The sequence below is a fragment of the Streptomyces sp. NPDC001796 genome, from assembly GCF_042892355.1.
Lineage (GTDB): Bacteria > Actinomycetota > Actinomycetes > Streptomycetales > Streptomycetaceae > Streptomyces.
In genome coordinates this window covers 51741-73832 of record NZ_JBIAUC010000005.1, presented here as the reverse complement: position 1 = coordinate 73832, position 22092 = coordinate 51741, and the positions used below count along the sequence as shown (strand labels likewise).

Sequence of the window (22092 nt, the reverse complement as noted above, 5' to 3'; positions counted from 1 at the left end):
CGGTCGTGCCGCCCTTCGGGCGTTCAGCTCAGCTGCAGCCGCTCGTCGAACCGCAGCCCTCGCAGATGTAGCACGAGCCCGCCCGCTGCATCTTCGTACCGCAGGAGAAGCACAGCGGGGCGTCCGCCTGGATGCCCAGCTGCATCTCCACCAGCTCGGCGCTGGTGTGCGCCTGCTTCGGGGCCGGCGCGGCCGCGGCGGACTCGGTCCTCGGCGTGGCGACCGCCTTCAGCTCCTGGGCGCGCGGGGCCGACTGCGCCAGGCCCTCGACGTCGACCTCCTCGTCGTCGATCGGCTCGTAGGAGCCGGTCTCCAGGTGGCGCTGACGCTCCTCGGCGGAGTGGATGCCGAGCGCCGAGCGGGTCTCGAAGGGCAGGAAGTCCAGCGCCAGACGGCGGAAGATGTAGTCGACGATCGACTGCGCCATCCGCACGTCCGGGTCGTCCGTCATACCGGCCGGCTCGAAGCGCATGTTGGTGAACTTCGAGACGTACGTCTCCAGCGGCACGCCGTACTGCAGGCCCACCGAGACGGCGATGGAGAAGGCGTCCATCATGCCCGCGAGGGTCGAGCCCTGCTTGGACATCTTCAGGAAGACCTCGCCGAGACCGTCGTCCGGGTAGGAATTGGCGGTCATGTAGCCCTCGGCGCCGCCGACGGTGAAGGAGGTGGTGATGCCAGGACGGCCCTTCGGGAGGCGCTTGCGGACCGGGCGGTACTCGACGACCTTCTCGACCGTCGGCTCCGCGGCGGGCTGCTCGGCCGGCTTCTCGGCGGTCTCCTTCTTCTTGGCGGAGAGGGGCTGGCCGACCTTGCAGTTGTCGCGGTAGATCGCGAGCGCCTTGATGCCCATCTTCCAGGCCTCGAAGTAGATCTCCTCGACGTCCTCGACGGTCGCCGACTCCGGCATGTTGACCGTCTTGGAGATGGCGCCGGAGATCCACGGCTGGATCGCGGCCATCATGCGGACGTGGCCCATCGGGGAGATGGCGCGCTCGCCCATGGCGCAGTCGAAGACCTCGTAGTGCTCCGGCTTGAGGCCCGGCGCGTCGATCACATTGCCGTGCTCGGCGATGTGGGCGACGATCGCCTCGATCTGCTCCTCCTGGTAGCCGAGGCGGCGCAGCGCCTGCGGCACGGTGCCGTTGACGATCTGCATCGAGCCGCCGCCGACCAGCTTCTTGAACTTGACCAGCGCCAGGTCGGGCTCGACACCGGTGGTGTCGCAGCCCATGGCCAGACCGATGGTGCCGGTCGGGGCGAGGACGGAGGCCTGGGAGTTGCGGAATCCGTTCTTCTCGCCGATCCGCAGCACGTCCTGCCAGGCCTCGGTGGCCGCGGCCCACACCGGGGTGTCGAGGTCGTCCATGCGGACGGCGGTGGCGTTGGCGTCGGAGTGCTGCTTCATGACGCGCAGGTGCGCCTGCTCGTTGCGGGCGTAGCCGTCGTACGGGCCGACGACCGCGGCGAGTTCGGCGGAGCGGCGGTAGGCGGTGCCGGTCATCAGCGAGGTGATGGCACCGGCGAGGGCGCGGCCGCCGTCGGAGTCGTAGGCGTGGCCGGTCGCCATGAGCAGGGCGCCCAGGTTGGCGTAGCCGATGCCGAGCTGGCGGAAGGCGCGGGTGTTCTCGCCGATCTTCTGGGTCGGGAAGTCCGCGAAGCAGATCGAGATGTCCATCGCGGTGATGACCAGCTCGACGACCTTCGAGAAGCGCTCGACGTCGAAGGACTGGCTGCCCTTGCCGTCGTCCTTCAGGAACTTCATCAGGTTCAGCGAGGCGAGGTTGCAGGACGTGTTGTCCAGGTGCATGTACTCGCTGCACGGGTTCGAGCCGTTGATGCGGCCGGACTCCGGGCACGTGTGCCAGTGGTTGATCGTGTCGTCGTACTGGATGCCCGGGTCGGCGCAGGCCCAGGCGGCCTCGGCCATCTTGCGGAAGAGGGTCTTGGCGTCGACCTCCTCGATGACCTCACCGGTCATGCGGGCGCGCAGGCCGAACTTCTCGCCGTTCTCGACGGCCTTCATGAAGGTGTCGTTGACGCGGACCGAGTTGTTGGCGTTCTGGTACTGGACGGAGGTGATGTCCTCGCCGCCGAGGTCCATGTCGAAGCCCGCGTCGCGCAGCGCGCGGATCTTCTCCTCCTCCTTCACCTTGGTCTCGATGAAGTCCTCGACGTCCGGGTGGTCGACGTCCAGGATGACCATCTTGGCGGCGCGGCGGGTGGCACCGCCCGACTTGATCGTCCCCGCGGAGGCGTCGGCACCGCGCATGAAGGAGACCGGGCCGGAGGCGTTGCCGCCGGAGGAGAGCAGTTCCTTGGAGGAACGGATGCGGGAGAGGTTCAGGCCGGCGCCGGAGCCGCCCTTGAAGATCATGCCCTCTTCCTTGTACCAGTCGAGGATCGACTCCATGGAGTCGTCGACGGACAGGATGAAGCAGGCGGAGACCTGCTGGGGCTGGGCCGTGCCGACGTTGAACCAGACGGGGCTGTTGAAGCTGAAGATCTGGTGCAGGAGGGCGTACGCCAGTTCGTGCTCGAAGATCTCCGCGTCGGCGGGCGAGGCGAAGTACTTGTGGTCCTCACCGGCCTTCCGGTAGGTCTTCACAATGCGGTCGATCAGCTGCCTGAGGCTGGTCTCGCGCTGGGGGGTGCCGACGGCACCGCGGAAGTACTTGCTGGTGACGATGTTGACCGCGTTCACCGACCAGAACTCGGGGAACTCGACGCCACGCTGCTCGAAGTTGACCGAGCCGTCGCGCCAGTTGGTCATGACGACGTCACGACGCGCCCACTCGACCTCGTCGTACGGGTGCACGCCGGGGGTCGTGTGGATGCGCTCGATACGCAGCCCCTTGGTGGCCTTGGCGCCCTTCGCTCGGGAACCTCGTGCCGGACCACTCGCCGTCTCTGTCATGCCGCCTCCCTGTACGGGCGAAAACGCCCTGAAGTGCCCTTTTCTTCCCATGGCACGGTGTTGTGTCTGCTTGTCATGCGCGTCCTGCGGGCGCGCATGACCGGTCTGTGTGCGCCGCCGACGGGGCCGACCCGACCGGGTCGGCCCGCCCGTCAGTCGGCGGCGGTGGCGGGCAGGAGGGCGTCGGCCGCCCCTCCGGACCCGCGGTCGACTCCCTGGCGCTCCGCGTCAGTGATCTCGTGGTCGTCTTCGTCCACGGCGGTGCGCTCCCGCTGCTGCCTGAGTTCCGCGATGGCGGCCTCGAAGTCCTCCAGCGAGTCGAACGCCCGGTAAACGGACGCGAACCGCAGGTAGGCGACGAGGTCGAGCTCCTGCAAGGGGCCGAGTATGGCCAGGCCCACGTCGTGGGTGGTCAGCTCGGCGCTCCCGGTGGCCCGCACGGCCTCCTCGACCCGCTGGCCGAGCTGGGCGAGTGCGTCCTCGGTGACAGGCCGCCCCTGACATGCCTTGCGCACGCCGTTGATGACCTTGGTACGACTGAAGGGCTCGGTGACTCCGGACCGCTTGACCACCATCAGCGAACACGTCTCCACGGTCGTGAAACGACGGGAGCAGTCGGGGCACTGGCGGCGCCTGCGGATGGACGTGCCGTCATCGGTCGTACGGCTGTCGACGACGCGGCTGTCGGGGTGCCTGCAGAAGGGGCAGTGCATGGCTCCATCCCTCCTTTTCAGCACGACGCATAGGCCTCATGGGGCTCACTGGCCCCACGAAGCAGCCCCAAGCATAGGCGATCTCGGTGACCGCGAAGACCGGGGGGACCACAACTTGTGGGTCACTACTGCAATCCAACCACTAGATGTAGCGATTGGCTCGTACATTCGGCGGCGACACGCGCGCCACGGGCGTGTTGGCATGTGCCGCACGGCCATACCCATTCGGGCCATGCGCGGATACGGTGGACGCCACATGGAGAAGCGGGGCCGTTACGCGGCCCGCGGCGCATCGGATGGCAGACTGAGCGCCGTCCGTGGCGGCCCACAAGGCCCTCGCCCCGGCGGTGAAGAGTACAGCAGCGGGCACTTCCACCTGCCGGAAGGCGTCCGCTCAATACACCTGGAGCCCTGATCACGTCAGGCAATTCCCGGTTTTTCACTCGAACGTGTGTTTGGCGCAACCTTTCGAAAGCAACTACCGTTGTGCTGCACGGGAGACCATCGAGAGGGGCCGACGACGTGACCACCACCGCAGACAGTGCCATCATCACTGCCCAGGACCGCTCCCAGGGCCGACTCGAGCCGGTGCATGCCATGAACGAAGCCACGAACCCCGAGGGGCCCAAGAGGTCCCTGCCCGGTCGGCCTCCAGGCATCCGGGCGGACAGCTCCGGGCTCACCGAGCGGCAGCGCCGGGTGATCGAGGTCATCCGGGATTCGGTACAGCGGCGCGGTTACCCGCCGTCGATGCGGGAGATCGGCCAGGCCGTCGGCCTCTCCAGCACCTCCTCGGTCGCACACCAGCTGATGGCACTGGAGCGCAAGGGTTTCCTGCGCCGCGACCCGCACCGGCCGCGCGCGTACGAGGTGCGCGGCTCCGACCAGGCGTCCTCCGTGCAGCCCACCGACACCGCGGGCAAGCCCGCCGCGTCGTACGTCCCCCTGGTCGGCCGGATCGCGGCCGGCGGCCCCATCCTCGCCGAGGAGTCGGTCGAGGATGTCTTCCCGCTCCCGAGGCAGCTCGTCGGTGACGGTGAGCTCTTCGTCCTGAAGGTCGTCGGCGACTCCATGATCGAGGCCGCGATCTGTGACGGCGACTGGGTCACGGTCCGCCGCCAGCCGGTCGCGGAGAACGGTGACATCGTCGCCGCGATGCTCGACGGCGAGGCCACCGTGAAGCGCTTCAAGCGCGAGGACGGCCATGTCTGGCTGCTCCCGCACAACTCCGCGTACCAGCCGATCCCGGGCGACGAGGCGACCATCCTCGGCAAGGTGGTGGCGGTACTGCGGCGGGTGTGACCCTCCGCGGCGGGCGCACGGACGCCCGCCCCTGATCCGGGCCCCGGGACCCCTGCGCCGGTTCCGGGGCCCCATGCTGTCCGCGGCCGGGCACGCCGCATTCCTTCCCGGCCAGTGCACCGCCACACCGCACTTCTCCCTCCCCGCCACTGCGTCGGAGCGGGCCTCGGCCTCGCGCCGACGCCGAGGGAGACGCGTGCGGACGGGAGCTACCCGCCCTGGGCCTTCGCCGCCGCGTCGATCGCCGCCAGGGACTTCCGGACCTGGTTGCGGTCGGTCGTGTACCAGAAGTCGGGCAGGGACGCCTTCAGATAGCCGCCGTAGCGGGCCGTGGCGAGCCGCTGGTCCAGGACCGCGACCACACCTCTGTCCCCGGACGCCCGTACGAGCCGGCCGGCGCCCTGAGCCATCAACAGCGCGGCGTGCGTGGCCGCGACGGCCATGAAGCCGTTGCCCCCGGCCTCCTCGACGGCCTTCTGGCGGGCACTCATCAGCGGGTCGTCGGGACGAGGGAAAGGGATCTTGTCCATGACCACCAGCTGGCAGCTGGGCCCGGGGACGTCGACGCCCTGCCAGAGCGACAGTGTGCCGAAGAGGCATGTCCTCGGGTCCGCCGCGAAGTTCTTGATCAGCTCCCCGAGGGTCTCCTCGCCCTGGAGCAGGATCGGGAACTCGGGGACACGGGTGCGCAGCTCCTCCGCGGCGAGCTGCGCGGCCCGCATCGATGAGAACAGGCCCAGGGTGCGGCCGCCGGCCGCCTGGATCAGCTCCGTCAGCTCGTCCAGCATGTCCGCACGCTCGCCGTCCCGGGCGGGGCGTGACAGGTGCTTCGCGACGTACAGGATGCCTTGCTTCGGATAGTCGAAGGGGGAGCCGACATCCACGCCCTTCCACTTCGGCGCCTCGTCGCCCTCCGTGCCCTCGGGGGCCAGGCCAAGTGATGCCCCGACGCCGTTGAAGTCGCCGCCCAGCTTCAGCGTGGCGGAGGTGAGGACGACCGAGCGGTCCGCGAACAACTTCTCCCGCAGCAGTCCCGACACCGACATGGGGGCGACGCGCAGAGAGGCGCCACTGTATCGATATGCGGCTCCGCCTCGGGGCTCATGGCGCTCGTACCAGACGACGTCCCACTCGGAGCCGTTGGTGATCCGCTCCGCCACGTCGTGCACGCTCTCCACGGAGGCCAGTGCCTGCTTGCGCACCGCGTCCTCGTCCTGGACGGACTTGTCGCGGGTCGCGCCGATCGCGGAGATCACCGTGCGGCAGGCGTCGCGCAGCGCCATCAGTGCGTACGCGAGGTCCTCCGGGATCTCCTCAAGACGGCCGGGCAGGGCCAGCTCCATCAGCCGCTCGAAGCCCTCGGCCGCGGTCTGGAGCTGGTCGGCGGCCTTCTCGTTGACGAGTTTCGCCGCGCGGCGCACCGCACGGTTGACCTGGCCGGGGGTGAGCTCTCCGGTGGCGACGCCCGTCACCCGGGAGACCAGCTCGTGGGCCTCGTCGACGATCAGCACCTCGTGCTGCGGGAGGACCGGGGCACCCTCGATGGCGTCGATCGCGAGCAGCGCGTGGTTGGTGACGACGACCTCGGCGAGCTTGGCCCGCTCACGGGCCGTCTCGGCGAAGCACTCGGCGCCGTACGCGCACTTCGAGGCGCCCAGGCACTCCCGGGACGAGACCGACACCTGGGCCCAGGCGCGGTCGGAGACGCCGGGGGTGAGGTCGTCGCGGTCGCCGCTCTCCGTCTCCTGGGACCAGTCGCGCAGCCGCAGCAGGTCCTGGCCCAGCTTGCTGGTGGGCGCCGCTGCCTCGAACTGGTCGAAGAGGCCGTCCTCCTCGTCCTGCGGCACTCCCTCGTGCAGGCGGTGCAGGCACAGGTAGTTCGACCGGCCCTTCAGCATGGCGAACTCCGGGCGGCGGCGCAGCAGCGGGTGCAGTGCCTCCACCGTGCGTGGCAGGTCCCGCTCGACGAGCTGCCGCTGCAGCGCCAGGGTGGCGGTCGCCACGATCACGCGCTCCCCGTGTGCGAGCGCCGGCACCAGATAGCCCAGCGACTTTCCGGTGCCGGTGCCGGCCTGGACCAGCAGATGGGAGCCGTCGTCGATCGCCTCCGCGACGGCCTGGGCCATGGCCACCTGGCCGGGGCGCTCCGTGCCGCCGACGGCTGTGACGGCTGCGTGGAGGAGTTCGGGGAGTGAGGGCTTTGTCATAGCGCGACCACCCTACGGTGCGGCACTGACAAACGGGCGCTGCATGCCTCGGCGCACGGAAGGCTCATGTGTGGTGCGGGGGTGCCGGGGTGGTGAGATGCGGGAGGAGCATCGTTACGCACAGTGACGATGCTGGTGTGAGGATCTAGAGCAGATGGCGCAGCGCCCGGTCCCGGACCATCAGGGCGGCCCGCTTGTCGGGCAGGTCGACCTCGGCGGAGAACCGGAAGCCGGCGCTCAGGAACGCGGCGATGGAGGGCGTGTTGCGCAGGTCGGGTTCGGCGACGACGCGAGCGCAGGAGGGACGCCGGTCGAGGACGAGGTCGGCGACGCTGCGGAGCAGTGCGGACCCCAGGCCGCGCCCGCGGTCGGCGACACCGCCGATGAGGAGGTGGATTCCGGTGTCGTGGGGACGGGCGGGGTAGTTGCGGGCCAGGGGGTCGAGGTCCGCGCGGTAGATCTCCCAGTAGCTCATGGGGGTGCCGTCCAGCACGCCGAGGCAGGGGACACTGCGTCCGTCACCGGCCAGTTGGGCGCGCAGGTGCCGCTCGGTGACCGAGGCGTTTCCGGCGAGTTCCCAGAAGACCGCCACGGCGGGGTCGTTCATCCAGCGCACGATCAGCGGGAGATCGCGGCCGAGGTGGACCGGCACGAGGTGGAAGACACCCACGGGGGTCGTCGTGGCGCCCCAGTCGGCGACATGGTCGAGGAGGTCGTCGTCCGGCGGAAGGGCCGACGCGCCCGGCTCCTCCTGGACGCGGAGCGCCAGGAACTCCCCGGGCAGCCGTAGATCGAGGGTTTCCTCACAGTCGCGGCCGGAGTTCGGGCTGGTGCCGGATGGAGCGCCGGCACCGGGGGCCGGGGCGGTGACGGGCTCCACGGAGGCGGTGCCGGTGCCGGTGCCGGTGTCGGTGCCGGTGCCGGTGCTCGCGTCGGTGGGAGACACGGCGACGCTCCTCTCAGAAGACGGGACGGGTCATGTTCCTCGGGGCTCCGGGCGGTGCGTGACGGCCGGGTCAGGGATGGAGCGGGTTGGTGACGGTGACGTAGACAGACTGGGTGTCCACCGGGCCGACCAGTTCGTCCAGGCCGTGCAGCCGGGTCAGCAGATTGGCCTTGCACCTGAGGACGGGTGAGTCGAGCAGCAGGACCGGCAGGGACGTGCGCAGCCGGTCCGGACCGGTGGCGGCGTCGGCGAGGAAGCGGCGGAAGGCGGCGAGCAACAGCCGCTCGTCGGCGAGGCCTTGGGAGCCGAACGCTCCGATGAGTCCGAGCACGTTGTTGATGCCGAGGTAGTAGGCGAAGCGTTCGTCGGTGACTTCGTCGGAGACGAACGTGTCGCTGTGCTCGCCGATGCCGGGCAGCCGTGCGTCGAGTTCGGCGCGGCGGGACGCGCGGAAGTAGTAGCCCTGGTTGTCGCGGTAGCGTCCGCCGTCGGGCCAGCCCTCCGCGTCCAGCAGGAGCACGGTGTTCTGCTGGTGTGCCTCCAGGGCGATGCCGGCCTCGCTGTCCAGCCAGAGCACCGGGCGGACCACGTGGTGGAGGTAGCGCAGGAACCACTCGGCGGCGACGGCCCCGCGCGAGCGCCCGGTGCGTCCGGCCAGACGGGTGACGATCTCGGCGAGCCGCGAGCACATGGCGGGGCGCCGATGTCCGTCGGGGTGCGGGCGGGGTCTGGGCGAGAGGAGTCCGGCGACGCAGGAGGCGTCGTCCGCCGGGGCGAAGGGGTTGTGGCGGATCACCGCGTCAAGCCCGGCCAGCGGGTTGCCGTCCTGGTCGTCCACGGCGACCCAGGCCGGATCGCGGACGATGTCGAAGCCGGGGTGCGCCGCGCGCCACTGCCTGCCGAGGCCGCCGCGCAGCAGACGGTGCACCTCGACGCCCCGGTGGAGTTCCTTGCGGAGGTTCTCCCGCCGGGAGTTGGTGATGCGCAGGCCCAGGGACAACTTGAGCATCGCGGGGGCGCCCGAGCGGTGGACGGTGCGGACGGAGGAGGTGGGGTGCCAGGGCGTGCCGTGGGGGCCGAGGTCCCGGAGCAGTCCGGCGTCCAGCAGGGCGGCCGCCTCGGGGCGGTGCCGGATCTCGCGCGCCTGCCAGGGGTGCAGCGGCAGTGCGGTGAAGCCCCGGGGCAGCGGGAGGTCAGGGCCGGCGAGCCGTTCGGTGAGCCGGTCGGCGGGCACGGGCCGGCCGCCTTCCGTCCATGCCGAGTCGGCCGCGCGCACCGAGGGTGCGATCGCGAACCAGTGCAGAGGGAAGGAGCCGCGCAGCTCGGGTGAGTAGAGCCGGGCCTCGGTGTCAGAGAGGCCCTCACGGCTCTTGGCCGTGGGGTGCATCGGATGTCCGAGCAGCAGGGACTGTTCGGCGGAGAGGAAGAGGTCCGCGCCGTCCGCGGGACGCTCGCGGCGGTAGGTGAGGAAGGTGGCGGTGCGGCGTACGGAGTCGGCGACCCGGGCCAGCAGATCGGTGACGTGGTCGGGCACGGCGCCCGGCTCCGGGGCCGGTGCGGCCACGGCGGGGGCGGGGGCCGGTGCGGCGGCCCCCACCGTCTCCCGTGCCAGCAGTGCCGCCACCGTCACCGCGTCCACGGGCGGGGCCTGCTCCGGGGCACCGGCCAGGCGGGGCAGGCCGAAGCGGTGCCAGCCGGTGGGGGACCAGTGGTGGACCGGGACGAGGAGGGCCGTACCGCCGGCGAGCAGCGGGATGCGCAGGGTGCCGTCGGCGGGGGCGGTGATGTCGTTCTCGCGGACCCAGCAGCGCAGCAGGTTCTCCACGGTCGCGGCCTGGGCCGCCGTGTGGGGGTCGGGGTGGTCCAGAGGGTCCGCGGCGGTGCCGCGCGGCTCGTCGGCCTCCGGTGATGTCCGCTGCTGCGCAGGCAGCGCACGGGATCCCGGGGGCACGGTGGTCCACGCGCGGCCGGCGCCCCGCTCGGAGCCGGGGCCGTGACCGCCGGAGGCGGGGCGATCACCGTCGTGGGTGGGGCCGTCGTGGGTGGGGCCGTCGTAGGCAGGGCCGTCGTAGGCGGGGCCGTCGTAGGCGGGGCCGTCGTAGGCGGGGCCGTCGTAGGCGGGCCCGTCGTGGGTGGGGGTGGCGTTCAAGGGCGTACCTCGTGAAGTCGTTCCGGCTCGTACGGCGACGGGCCGGTCGGTGCGGGAGCGGGTGCGGTGCGGATGTGGTGACCCCGGGGCCGGTGAAGGTCGCAGGGGCCCACCGAGGTCGTGCCGGGCCGCCGGCCGGTCCTCGTGCCCGTCTCGGCGGAGGCCAGGGCGGGCGAAGGGCAGGGCCGGCGGGCTCAGGGATGGGCCACCGGCCCCGCGGCCACCGCGGCCACCGCGTCGGCGAGCCGGTCCAGGACCGCGTCGGTCTGCTCGTCGGTGATCGTCAGCGGCGGCAGCAGGCGGATCACGCTCGCGTGCCGTCCGCCCAGCTCCACGATCAGACCGCGCCGCAGGCACTCCCGCTGCACTGCGGCGGCCAGCGCCGGCGCGGCGGGGCGGGGTCCGGTGCCCCCGGGCGGGGCGGCGGAGGAGTCCGGGGGCGCCGGGTCGGATGCGGACTCGGGGTTCACCAGCTCGATGCCGATCATCAGGCCCCGGCCGCGTACGTCCCCGACGCACGGGAACTCGGCGGCGAGGCCCCGGAGCCGGTCCAGCATGCGGGCGCCGAGCGTGGCCGCGCGCTCGGCGAGGCGGTTCTCGCGGACGTACGCGAGGGTCGCGGTGCCGGCGGCCATGGCGAGCTGGTTGCCGCGGAACGTGCCGGCGTGGGCGCCGGGTTTCCACACGTCGAGGTCGTCGCGGTAGACGACGACGGCGAGCGGCAGGCTGCCGCCGATCGCCTTGGACAGGACCATCACGTCGGGCACCACCCCGCTGTGTTCTACCGCCCAGAAGCGTCCGGTGCGGCCCACGCCCGTCTGCACCTCGTCCGCGATCAGCGGGATGGCCCGGGCCTCGGTGATCCGCCGCATGCGGCGCAGCCACGCGTCCGGCGCCGGGTGCACCCCGCCCTCGCCCTGGACCGGTTCGAGGATCATCCCGGCGGGCAGCGGCACCCCCGACTTGGTGTCGTCGAGGAGGGACTCCGTCCAGCGGGCGGACAGTTCGGCACCGCGCTCGCCGCCGACCCCGAACGGGCAGCGGTAGTCCTGGGGGAACGGCAGACGGGTGACGCGGACGTCGCCCGCGCCCCCGGACGCCTCGAGCGCCCCCGCGGTCATCCCGTGGTAGGCGCCGGTGAAGGCGAGGAGGCCCTTTCGCCCGGTTGCCGTGCGCACCAGTTTCAGTGCCGCCTCGACGGCGTCCGTCCCGGCCGGTCCGCAGAACTGCACACGCGCGCGATCGGCGAGGGCGGGCGGCAGGGTGCGGAACAGCTCCGTGGTGAAGGCGTCCTTCAGGGGTGTGGCCAGATCCAGGACGTGCAGCGGCGCACCGGAGTCGAGGACCTTCCGGATCGCCTCCAGGACCACCGGGTGGTTGTGGCCGAGGGCCAGCGTGCCGGCTCCGGAGAGACAGTCCAGATAGCGGCGTCCGTCGGCGCCCTCGATGGTGAGCCCGCGCGCCCGCACGGGCACGATCGGGAGGGCGCGCGCGTAGGTGCGCGCCGCGGACTCGCGCGCCGACTGCCGCCGCAGAATGCCTTCGTGCGCCCCGCGCACACGCTCGGTCTTTGAGGTTCCCTCGCTCCCCTTCTCGGCTCCCGCGCGCCCCTCCGACGCGCCCTCCACCGGCACCACCGCAGTCTCCGTCACGGTCACGACGTCAGTTCCTCCCGCTGTTCAGAGGCGATGGCCGAGGCCCGGGCCGGGACGGCAGGCCCCCGCACCTACCAACGACCCGAGCGGCGCGGGGAAGCGGGCGGGCAGAAGATCTTTGGGCTCTGGACGATCGTCCGGATCGGACGGCTGTGGCCGAACCGTTGCCGTTCCGTGGGAACTCCCCCACAGCGGACGCATAGTGTGTGATGCCGTTCAGCGGAAGCGGATGATCATCCGTTGCCTACCGTCGTGCTCGGCGGTACGCCACTGCCCGACACCGTTCCTTCCAGGGGGAGTTCCACCATGCGACCGATACGACCGCTCTTCGCCGTCCGCTCGGGGGGCGGTGCGCGCCGCAGAACCTCCCCGGTACCGGCGGCGGTCGGCCTCGCCGTGGCGCTGGCGCTGACCGCGACCGCGTGCGACTCGGGCGGCGGCGATGCGCACGCGGGGGCGAGCGCGTCCGCGTCCTCCACGGGCGACGGCAAGATCAAGATCCCGGACGACATCAAGCAGAAGCTCAAGCAGCACGGGATCGACATCGACAAGTGGAAGAACGGCGCCTGGAAGAACTGGAACAAGGACGACTGGCTGCGCGAGGCCGACGATTTCATCAACCCGATCATCAAGGGCCTGTGGAACCCGGACCGGATGCGCAAGGCCAATGACCCTGCCAAGAAGGTGGACTCAGGCGACCTCTCGGGCGACCAGGGCGTCACGGACCCGACCCCGGCGCCGGTGAAGGCGCAGGCGGTGCCGACCGCGTACCACGACAACGCGCCCACGGCGGGAAAGGTGTTCTTCGACTCCCCCAAGGGCACGATGGTCTGCTCGGCAACCGTGGTGGAGGACCCCGCGCACCCCGGGAAGTCCAACCTCGTGTGGACGGCGGGCCACTGCGTGCACGCGGGCAGGAACGGCGGCTGGTACCGCAACATCGCCTTCGTGCCCGCGTACAACGACTCCGGGCTGGGGGCGGCCGAGTTGCGGAACGCGACGCGGCAGGAGATCGCCCCGTACGGTGTCTGGTGGGGTGACTGGGCGCAGACCTCCGAGCAGTGGATCGAGCAGGGCGGCGAGACGGGCGGTCAGGGGGCGTCGTACGACTTCGCCGTCATCCATGTGACGCCGGAGCAGGGCAACGGCGGCAAGTCGCTGGAGGAGACCGTCGGTTCGGCGCTCCCGGTGAACTTCGACGCGCCGGCGGTTCCGAAGGTCGACAGCATCACCGCGACCGGCTACCCGGCCGCGCCTCCGTACGACGGCCAGAAGCTGTACCGGTGCCAGGACAAGCCGGGCCGGCTCTCGCTCGGGCGGACGGACCCGACCATGTACCGCATCGGCTGCACCATGACGGGCGGTGCGTCCGGCGGCGGCTGGGTGGAGACGGGCGCGGACGGCAAGCCCGCCCTGGTCTCCAACACCTCGATCGGCCCGGTGACCTCCGGCTGGCTGGCCGGGCCGCGACTGGGCACGGTGGCCAAGGGGGTCTACGAGGGGGTCAGCAGCAAGTTCGCGGACCAGTGACGCGCCCCGCCTCGCCGTCGTTCGTCCCCGGACGCCCTTGAAGAAAGCGAAGCCCGCTCCCCTTCGCAGGGAGCGGGCTTCGAACCGTTGCGCCGTGGATCAGAGGGCGGAAGCCGGCGCGTACGGCGCCAGTTCCGCCGCCAGTTCCTCGTGCACCCGGGCCTTGAGCACGGTGCCCTCCGGCGTGTGCTCCTCGGAGATCACCTCGCCCTCGGAGTGGGCGCGCGCGACCAGCCGGCCGTGCGTGTAGGGCACCAGGGCCTCGATCTCGACCGACGGCCTCGGCAGGTCGTCGTCGATGAGCGCGAGCAGTTCCTCGATGCCCTGGCCGGTGCGGGCCGAGACCGCGATGGCGCGCTTCTCGATCCGCAGCAGCCGCTGGAGCACCAGCGGGTCCGCCGCGTCCGCCTTGTTGATCACGACGATCTCGGGCACGTCGGTGGCGCCGACGTCCGTGATCACCTCGCGCACGGCGGCCAGCTGCTCCTCCGGGTTCGGGTGCGATCCGTCGACCACGTGCAGGATCAGGTCGGAGTCGCCGACCTCCTCCATCGTGGAGCGGAACGCCTCGACCAGGTGGTGCGGCAGGTGCCGTACGAAACCGACGGTGTCCGCCAGCGTGTACAGCCGCCCGCTCGGGGTCTGCGCCCGGCGCACGGTCGGGTCGAGGGTTGCGAACAGCGCGTTCTCTACCAGGACGCCCGCGCCGGTGAGGCGGTTGAGCAGAGAGGACTTGCCTGCGTTGGTGTAGCCCGCGATGGCGACCGAGGGCACCTTGTGGCGCCTGCGCTCCTGGCGCTTGATCTCGCGGCCGGTCTTCATCTCCGCGATCTCCCGGCGCATCTTCGCCATCTTCTCGCGGATCCGCCGCCGGTCCGTCTCGATCTTGGTCTCACCGGGGCCGCGGGTCGCGAGGCCGCCGCTGCCGCCGCCCATCTGCCGGGACAGCGACTGACCCCAGCCGCGCAGCCTCGGCAGCATGTACTGCATCTGGGCGAGCGCGACCTGCGCCTTGCCCTCGCGGGACTTCGCGTGCTGGGCGAAGATGTCCAGGATCAGGGCCGTACGGTCGATGACCTTGACCTTGACGACGTCCTCGAGATGGATCAGCTGGGCCGGGCTCAGCTCACCGTCGCAGATGACGGTGTCCGCGCCCGTCTCGAGGACGATGTCGCGCAGCTCGTTCGCCTTACCGGAGCCGATGTAGGTGGCCGCGTCGGGCGTGTCACGGCGCTGGATCACACCGTCGAGCACGAGCGCACCCGCGGTCTCCGCGAGGGCGGCCAGCTCGGCCAGGGAGTTCTCCGCGTCCTGCACGGTCCCCGACGTCCACACCCCGACGAGCACGACGCGCTCCAGGCGCAGCTGCCGGTACTCGACCTCGGTGACGTCCTCGAGCTCGGTGGACAGGCCCGCGATCCGGCGCAGGGCCGCGCGCTCGGAGCGGTCGAACTGGTCGCCGTCCCGCTCTCCGTCGATCTCGTGGCTCCAGGCGACGTCCTCTTCCATCAGGGCATCGGCCCGAAGACCTTCGGCGTAGGCGTGCGCGAGGCGCTTGGTGTCCTGGGAAGGGGAAGAAGAGGAGGTCATTGGGTCCTTACGTCGATGGGAATGTTGCGGTGACGGAGTGGCGGCCTTGGGTGCCCGTCACAGACGTCGTCACCTGTCTCAACGCTCGGGTGCCCCGGAGGATTCCCGGTCACCCGCCCCGAGGGGGCCGCGCCGCCGACCTGATGATGGTCCCACGGCACGGCCCGTCCCGTCATCCGACTTGTTCGGCGCCCTTGGCGCTCTCGGCGGGCTCGCTCTTCCAGTCCGGGTGGCCGGGCATGGGCGGGGTCCTCTCGCCGTAGAGCCAGCCCTGGAAGAAGGCGCTCAGATCGCGTCCGGCGGTGTCGGACGCCAGTCGTTCGAAGTCGGCCGTGGTCGCCGTGGAGTCGTGGTGCAGAGCCACCCAGGCCCGCTCCAGGCGCTGGAAGGCGGTGGCGCCGATCTCCTGGCGCAGGGCGTACAGCACCAGGGCGGCTCCGTCGTAGACGTTGGGCCGGAAGATGCTGATCTTCCGGCCGGGCTTCGGAGGCTCGGGCGCGGCGGGCGGGCCGCCGGAGGCGCGCCAGCCGTCGGAGAGTCCGTACGCGGCCTTCATCCGTGCCTCCAGGGAGCGGTGCGCCGTCTCGTCCGCGTACAGGGCCTCGTACCAGGTGGCGTGTCCCTCGTTGAGCCACAGGTCGGACCAGGTGCGCGGGCTGACGCTGTCGCCGAACCACTGGTGGGACAGCTCGTGCACCATGATCGACTCGATGTACCACCTGGGGAAGGCGGGCTCGGTGAACATGTGTTTCTCGAAGAGGGACAGCGTCTGCGTCTCGAGCTCGAAGCCGGTCTTGGCCCGGGCGATCAACACCCCGTACGTCTCGAAGGGAAACGCGCCGACCTTCTTCTCCAGCCAGGCGATCTGGTCGGGCGTCTTCTCCAGCCAGGGTTCGAGCTTCGCCCGATCCTCGGCCGGGACCACGTCGCGGACGGGAAGGCCGTGGGGGCCGGTGCGGTGCAGGACGGCGGTGCGGCCGATGGACACCTGGGCGAGTTCCGTGGCCATGGGGTGTCGGGTGCGGTAGGTCCAGGTGGTGGTTTTCCCGCTTCGCCGCGTGCTCACCGGGACACCGTTCGCCACGGCCGTGTAGTCGTCCGGCGCGGTCACGTGGATCGTGAACATCGCCTTGTCGGACGGGTGGTCGTTGCACGGGAAGACCAGGTGGGCGGCGTCGGCCTGGTTGGCCATGGCGAGCCCGTCGTCGGTGCGCACCCAACCGCCCTGCCGGTCCTTGCCGGAGACGGGGTCGCTGGTGTGCCGCACGGTGATGCGCAGCAGGCTGCCCTTGGGGAGCGGGACGCCCGGCGTGATCACCAGGTCCTCCCCCGCGGCGGTGAAGTCCGCGGGCAGGCCGTTGACGTCGACGGACTCGACCGTGCCGTGCGCGAAGTCGAGGTTGACGCGGTCCAGCCGCTGGGTGGTGCGGGCGTTGATGGTGGTCACGGCGGTGAGCGGCTTGCTGTTGTCGCCGGTGTAGGTGAAGGACAGGTCGTACGACCGGACGTCGTATCCGGGGTTGCCGAGCGTGGGGTAGAGCCGGTCGCCGACGCCGAGGGGGACGGCGGCCGGAGGGGCGCTCGCGGCGATCAGACAGCCGGAGACGGCACAGGCGAGCAGGGCCGCCTTGGCACGGTGGACACCTGGCGTGACGGAACGAAGGCTGAGCGGCATGGAACACCGCTATCAGCGCGCACTGCGCGGACGTGTCCGACGCGCATCGGTCCCACCCGAACGGGTTCAGCCGGGGGTACGGCTGATCAGGTCGGGGGCCGCCCGGTGGGTCCGGCGGCGGCCGAACGGGAACGTCAGGCGGAGGCGGTACGGGGGCGCCCGACAGCGCGGGCAGGCAGCCCCTGCGACGGCGTCAGGGCATGGTCGTCGGCGTCAGTGCACGGTCGTCGCCGGGTGCTGGGCTCTGCTCACGTCGTACACCCCCGGCACGTTCCGCATCGCTTTCATCAGGGACGGCAGGTGGGAGGCGTCCGGGAGTTGGAGCGTGTACGTGTGGCGTACGCGTTGCTGGCTCGGGGGCTCGACCGTGGCCGAGACGATGGCGACGCCTTCCAGGGCGATGGCCTCGGTGAGGTCCGCCAGCAGGTGCGGGCGGCCGAAGGACTCCGCGACGAGCGTGACCCGGCACTCGGTGGTGTCCCCCCAGCGCACGCCGACCTCCTGGCGCCCGGCGTTCCTCATGCGCTCCACTCCGGCGCACTCGACGCGGTGCACGGTCACCACACCCCCGCGCACGGCGAAGCCGGCGACCTCGTCCGGCGGCACCGGCGTACAGCAGCCCGCGAGCCGCACGGAAGCGCCCGGCAGGTCCACGACGGCGTTGGCGGTGCGCACGCCGGGCGCGTCCGTGGTGGGGCGCGCGGGCAGGGCCGGCGGGCGTGCGGCGGTCCCGAGGCCGCCGACGTGCGGGTCGGCGCCGTCCAGCGAGTCCCGGGCGCCAGGCGCCGACGCGCCACCGGAGGTCTCGGCGGACACCGGATGCGCCGCCAGCCATCGCTGGATCGCGATCCGCGCGGCAGGCGTATGGGCGTGCTCCAGCCACTCCCGCGACGGCTCCGAGGCCGGGTCCTGGCCCATGAGGAGCTGCACCGTGTCGCCGTCCTTCAGGACTGTGCTCAGCGTCGCCAGCCGGCCGTTGACCCGGGCGCCGATACAGGCGTGCGCGTCCTCCCCGTACTGCGCGTACGCCGCGTCCACGCAACTGGCGCCCTCCGGAAGCCCCAGCGCGCCCCCGTCGGGGCGGAACACGGTGATCTCCCGGTCCTGGGCGAGGTCCTCGCGCAGCGACGACCAGAACGTGTCGGTGTCCGGCGCCGCCTGCTGCCACTGAAGCAGCCGGGAGAGCCAGCCGGGCCGGGTGGGGTCGGCGCGCTCGCCGTCGGCCGGATCGTCGGAGGCGGGGGCATAGGGATTGCCGAGCGCGATCACTCCGGCCTCGGCCACCTTGTGCATCTGGTGGGTGCGGATGAGGACTTCGGCGACCTCGCCGTCCTCCCGCGTGACCGCGGTGTGCAGCGACTGGTACAGGTTGAACTTGGGGACGGCGATGAAGTCCTTGAACTCCGAGACCACGGGGGTCATACAGGTGTGCAGTTCCCCGAGGACCGCGTAGCAGTCGGCGTCCTCGTTCACGAGCACCAGCAGGCGTCCGAAGTCCGCGCCGCGCAGCCGGCCCCGCTTGCGGGAGACGCGGTGGACCGAGACGAAGTGCCGTGGCCGGATGAGGACTTCGGCCGGGATCCCGGCCTCGCGCAGCACCGTGCGCACCTGGTCGGCCGTCGCGGCGAGCGGATCGTCGCCGTGCGCCGCGTTCTCGGCGATGAGTTCCCTGGTGTGCTCGTACTCCTCGGGGTGCAGGACCGCGAAGACGAGGTCCTCGAGTTCGGTCTTGAGCGCCTGGACGCCGAGGCGCTCGGCGAGCGGGATGAGCACGTCCCGGGTGACCCTGGCGATGCGTTCCTGCTTCTCCCGCCGCATCACGCCGAGCGTGCGCATGTTGTGCAGCCGGTCGGCGAGTTTGATCGACATCACGCGGACGTCGTTGCCGGCGGCGACGAGCATCTTGCGGAAGGTCTCGGGCTCGGCGGCCGCTCCGTAGTCGACCTTCTCCAGTTTGGTGACACCGTCGACGAGGTAGCGCACCTCCTCGCCGAACTCCTCGCGCACCTGCTCGAGCGTCACGTCGGTGTCCTCGACGGTGTCGTGGAGCAGGGAGGCGGTCAAGGTCGTGGTCTCGGCACCCAGTTCGGCGAGGATCAGCGTCACGGCGAGGGGGTGCGTGATGTACGGCTCGCCGCTCTTGCGCATCTGTCCCCGGTGCGAGGACTCGGCCAACAGGTAGGCCCGGCGCAGCGGTTCGAGGTCGGCGTCGGGGTGGTGGGCGCGGTGGGCCTCGACGACGTGGCCGATCGCGTCGGGCAGCCGGTCGCGGGTGGCGGGGCCGAGCAGCGCGGCCCGGCCCAGCCGGCGCAGGTCGAGCCGGGCACGGCTCTTCCTTCGGTGGGCCCCGGGCGTCGCTGGGGCGGGATCGGCAGGGTTCGTGGCCTCCGCACTCATTGGGCACCTCCGGCTGCGTCGACCGGCGGACGGAGTGCCTGCTGGCGTTCGCGGCGCAGGGGCTCGCGACGGTCCCCCGTCCCGGCCGGTGCTTGATGCTATCGAGCCCATCACGCCTGCCCGACCGGCTCTCGCCGAGCGTGAAACGGATCACCCATTCGAGCGATGTCCTGAAGGTTTACGCGTTTCCGCCAGGGGAATTCGCTTCAGCCATGGATTCCGGCGTTTCCACCGGCCCGGAGCTGGGGATCGGAACGCCGGAAGCGGCTGGGGCTGCGATCCCGAGCCGTACGACGGCAAGGCCGAGCGCCCTTTTCGGCCACCGCGCGGTGCGCCGCGTCACCGCTCGCGTGCCACGCCGTGCTTCGGCGCGCCGTCCGTTCGCCCCCTCAAAGGGCGGCGCGTGGGCTCGAGTTCGGGCAGCCGGGAGCGAGGGGAGTCTCCTCCGCCGGTTCGCCCGGGGGCTTCGGCCCACGCGACGACGTCGTCGAGCCGCGTGTCAGCCGGCCGCGGTCCGCAGCCACTCGGCGTCGATCTCGCCCTCGGCGACGATCACCGCCGGGCCGGTCATCTCGATCTCGCCGTCCGGGCGCTCGGTGATCACCAGGGTGCCGCCCGGGACGTCCACGGTGTACGTCACGGGCGTGCCCGTCACGGCCGGGTCCACGCCGTCGCGGCGGGCCGTGGCGACGGCCACCGCGCAGGCGCCCGTGCCGCACGAGCGGGTCTCCCCGGAGCCGCGCTCGTGGACGCGCATCGCGACGTGGCGAGGAGCGCGGTCGACCACGAACTCGACGTTCACCCCGTCCGGGTAGGCGGAGGCCGGGCTGAAGGGGGGCGGGGCGAACAGGTTCCCCGCGTGCGCGAGGTCGTCGACGAAGGCGACCGCGTGCGGGTTGCCCATGTTCACGTTGCGCGCGGGCCAGCTGCGCTCGCCGACGCTGACCGTGACCTCCCCCGCGGGCAGGGCGGCCCGGCCCATGCCGACGGTCACATCGCCGTCCTTCGCGAGGTGGACGGTCTTGACACCCCCGCGCGTGGCGATCGCGAGATCCCCGTCGGCCACGTGACCGGCGCGCTGGAGGTAGCGCGCGAACACCCGCACGCCGTTGCCGCACATCTCCGCGACCGAGCCGTCGCTGTTGCGGTAGTCCATGAACCACTCCGCTTCCCCGGCCATCTCCTCGGCCTCGGGATGCGCGGCGGAGCGCACGACGTGCAGCAGACCGTCACCGCCGATGCCCGCGCGGCGGTCGCACAGGGCGGCGACGGCGGCCGGGGGCAGGTCGATGACGTTCTCGGGGTCCGGGATGATCACGAAGTCGTTCTCCGTGCCGTGGCCCTTGAGGAAGGCGATCCGCGTGCTCATTCCTCGATCGTACGGTGCGGGTACGACAGCGGCGTACGGCGCGGTCGGCAGGACGGCGGCGTCAGCCGCGTCCGGCGACGGTGGTCAGCGCAGCCGGGCCACGCGCCACACGGCCAGCGCGACGACCGCGACGACCACCACGGCGTACCCGAGGACGACACGCCAGTCCGGGCGCCGTCCGGAGCCGCGCTGCGGCAGGCCGGGCCATGTGTGACCGACGCGCCGCGCGGCCATCATGCCCCAGCCCGCCGCGCACGAGCAGATCAGCAGTCCGAGCATGGCGACCACGGCGCCGCCGTCGCCGAACTCGAACGCCAGTGGGAAGGCGAACATCAGGGAGCCGACCGCGGCCAGCCCCACGATGGGGGCGAGCTGCCAGATCCGCAGCCGGCGCTGCGGGCGCAGCTCGACCTCGACCTCGAGCCCGGTGGACAGCTCGTCCATGTCCGGCCCGTCGGCGGTCACGCCGCCCGCAAGCTCCTCGTCGGGACCGTCGGAACTGAGCCTTGGGTCCTCGTCCTGCGCGGTCCCGTGCTGCGCGCCTTCCGCGGTGTCGCGAGGGCCGGCCTCCATCGCCACGCGCCCTCCCAACTCGGACTCACTTGGTCGATCGAAGCTCGATGATGGCATGTCGCATGAGGCCAGGATGACGGCCGGAGCGTCCCGATGCCATCACGTGATCAGGCTGTAACCGGTCGTTCGATCAACGCCAGCGCGAGGTGCGGAAGTTCCCGGAGGTCGTCCGCGGCCCCGCTGAGCCAGTGCACGCGCGGGTCCCGGCGGAACCAGGAGTCCTGACGGCGCGCGAAGCGCTTGGTGGCGCGTACGGTCTCGGCGCGCGCCTCTTCCAGCGTGCACTCCCCCGCGAGCGCCGTGAGCACCTGCTGATATCCGAGCGCACGCGACGCCGTACGCCCCTCGCGCAGGCCCTGCGCCTCCAGCGCCCGTACCTCGTCCACGAGACCCGCCTCCCACATCCGGTCGACCCGGCGCGCGATCCGGTCGTCGAGCTCGGGTCGGCTGACGTCGACGCCGATCTGGACCGTGTCGTAGACCGAGTCGTGACCCGGCAGATTGGCGGTGAAGGGCCGGCCGGTGATCTCGATGACCTCCAGGGCCCGGACGATCCGGCGGCCGTTGCCGGGCAGGATCGCCCGGGCGGCCTCCGGGTCGGCGGCGGCCAGGCGCGCGTGGAGTGCTCCGGAGCCGCGCAGGGCCAGCTCCTCCTCGAGCCGGGCGCGCACCTCGGGGTCGGTGCCGGGGAACTCCAGGTTGTCGACCGCGCCGCGCACGTACAGCCCCGAGCCGCCCACCAGGACGGGCCAGCGGCCCTCGGCGAGCAGCGCGTCGATACGGGCGCGGGCGAGGCGCTGGTACTCGGCGACGGACGCCGTGACCGTCACGTCCCAGATGTCCAGCAGGTGGTGCGGGACACCGCCGCGCTCCTCGGGCGTCAGCTTGGCGGTGCCGATGTCCATCCCCCGGTAGAGCTGCATGGAGTCGGCGTTGACGACCTCCCCGCCGAGCTGCTGGGCCAGGAATACTCCCAGATCGGACTTTCCGGCCGCGGTCGGACCGACGACGGCGATGACCCGCGGCGCGGGGGCTGCACTACTCACCGCAACAGTCTCGCAAACCTCCG

At 71.6% G+C, this 22092-nt stretch carries 14 protein-coding genes; 2 read left to right on the top strand and 12 right to left on the bottom strand.

Features of this window, described 5'->3' with window-relative positions; all coding sequences use genetic code 11:
• Positions 1 to 28: 28 nt before the first annotated feature.
• Together ACFYZE_RS12415 and nrdR are read right to left on the bottom strand one after the other, a co-directional pair.
• A complete protein-coding gene (locus ACFYZE_RS12415; RefSeq protein WP_388991563.1) occupies positions 29 to 2917 on the bottom strand; it encodes a vitamin B12-dependent ribonucleotide reductase in 2889 nt (962 codons plus the stop codon).
• Positions 2918 to 3069: 152 nt separating this feature from the next.
• Positions 3070 to 3630, bottom strand: a complete 561-nt coding sequence (gene nrdR / locus ACFYZE_RS12410) for a transcriptional regulator NrdR (RefSeq protein ID WP_388991561.1) — start codon at positions 3628 to 3630, stop codon at positions 3070 to 3072.
• 522 nt (positions 3631 to 4152) lie between these two features.
• Between nrdR and lexA the strand changes: the two genes are divergently transcribed.
• A complete protein-coding gene (gene lexA / locus ACFYZE_RS12405; protein ID WP_388991559.1) occupies positions 4153 to 4932 on the top strand; it encodes a transcriptional repressor LexA in 780 nt (259 codons plus the stop codon).
• A 209-nt stretch (positions 4933 to 5141) separates the two neighbouring features.
• On the opposite strand, the gene ACFYZE_RS12400 is transcribed toward lexA, so the two are convergent.
• From ACFYZE_RS12400 to ACFYZE_RS12385, 4 genes are all read right to left on the bottom strand, one after another.
• Entirely contained in the window at positions 5142 to 7139 is a 1998-nt protein-coding gene (locus tag ACFYZE_RS12400) for an ATP-dependent DNA helicase (RefSeq protein ID WP_388991557.1), read from the bottom strand.
• A 145-nt stretch (positions 7140 to 7284) separates the two neighbouring features.
• Positions 7285 to 8085, bottom strand: a complete 801-nt coding sequence (locus tag ACFYZE_RS12395) for a GNAT family N-acetyltransferase (protein WP_388991555.1) — start codon at positions 8083 to 8085, stop codon at positions 7285 to 7287.
• Positions 8086 to 8155: 70 nt separating this feature from the next.
• Positions 8156 to 10036 (bottom strand): IucA/IucC family protein, encoded by a 1881-nt coding sequence (locus ACFYZE_RS12390; protein WP_388992406.1) that lies wholly within the window; start codon positions 10034 to 10036, stop codon positions 8156 to 8158.
• A gap of 392 nt (positions 10037 to 10428) precedes the next feature.
• Entirely contained in the window at positions 10429 to 11793 is a 1365-nt protein-coding gene (locus ACFYZE_RS12385) for a diaminobutyrate--2-oxoglutarate transaminase family protein (protein WP_388992403.1), read from the bottom strand.
• Positions 11794 to 12195: 402 nt separating this feature from the next.
• Here ACFYZE_RS12385 and ACFYZE_RS12380 point away from each other — a divergent pair, with 402 nt between their 5' ends.
• Entirely contained in the window at positions 12196 to 13419 is a 1224-nt protein-coding gene (locus ACFYZE_RS12380; RefSeq protein WP_388991553.1) for a trypsin-like serine peptidase, read from the top strand.
• Positions 13420 to 13518: 99 nt separating this feature from the next.
• Here the strand turns inward: ACFYZE_RS12380 and hflX are convergent, their stop codons facing one another.
• From hflX to miaA, 6 genes are all read right to left on the bottom strand, one after another.
• On the bottom strand, positions 13519 to 15009 hold the full coding sequence (gene hflX / locus ACFYZE_RS12375; protein WP_388991551.1) for a GTPase HflX: 1491 nt from the start codon (positions 15007 to 15009) through the stop codon (positions 13519 to 13521).
• Between the two features lie 172 nt (positions 15010 to 15181).
• A complete protein-coding gene (locus ACFYZE_RS12370; RefSeq protein WP_388991549.1) occupies positions 15182 to 16684 on the bottom strand; it encodes a M1 family metallopeptidase in 1503 nt (500 codons plus the stop codon).
• A 213-nt stretch (positions 16685 to 16897) separates the two neighbouring features.
• Complete coding sequence (locus ACFYZE_RS12365; protein ID WP_388991547.1) at positions 16898 to 19081, bottom strand: RelA/SpoT family protein; 2184 nt, start codon at positions 19079 to 19081, stop codon at positions 16898 to 16900.
• A 499-nt stretch (positions 19082 to 19580) separates the two neighbouring features.
• On the bottom strand, positions 19581 to 20450 hold the full coding sequence (dapF, locus tag ACFYZE_RS12360; protein ID WP_388991545.1) for a diaminopimelate epimerase: 870 nt from the start codon (positions 20448 to 20450) through the stop codon (positions 19581 to 19583).
• A gap of 84 nt (positions 20451 to 20534) precedes the next feature.
• Complete coding sequence (locus ACFYZE_RS12355; RefSeq protein ID WP_388992400.1) at positions 20535 to 21023, bottom strand: hypothetical protein; 489 nt, start codon at positions 21021 to 21023, stop codon at positions 20535 to 20537.
• A 107-nt stretch (positions 21024 to 21130) separates the two neighbouring features.
• On the bottom strand, positions 21131 to 22069 hold the full coding sequence (miaA, locus tag ACFYZE_RS12350) for a tRNA (adenosine(37)-N6)-dimethylallyltransferase MiaA (protein WP_388991543.1): 939 nt from the start codon (positions 22067 to 22069) through the stop codon (positions 21131 to 21133).
• Positions 22070 to 22092: the final 23 nt, after the last annotated feature.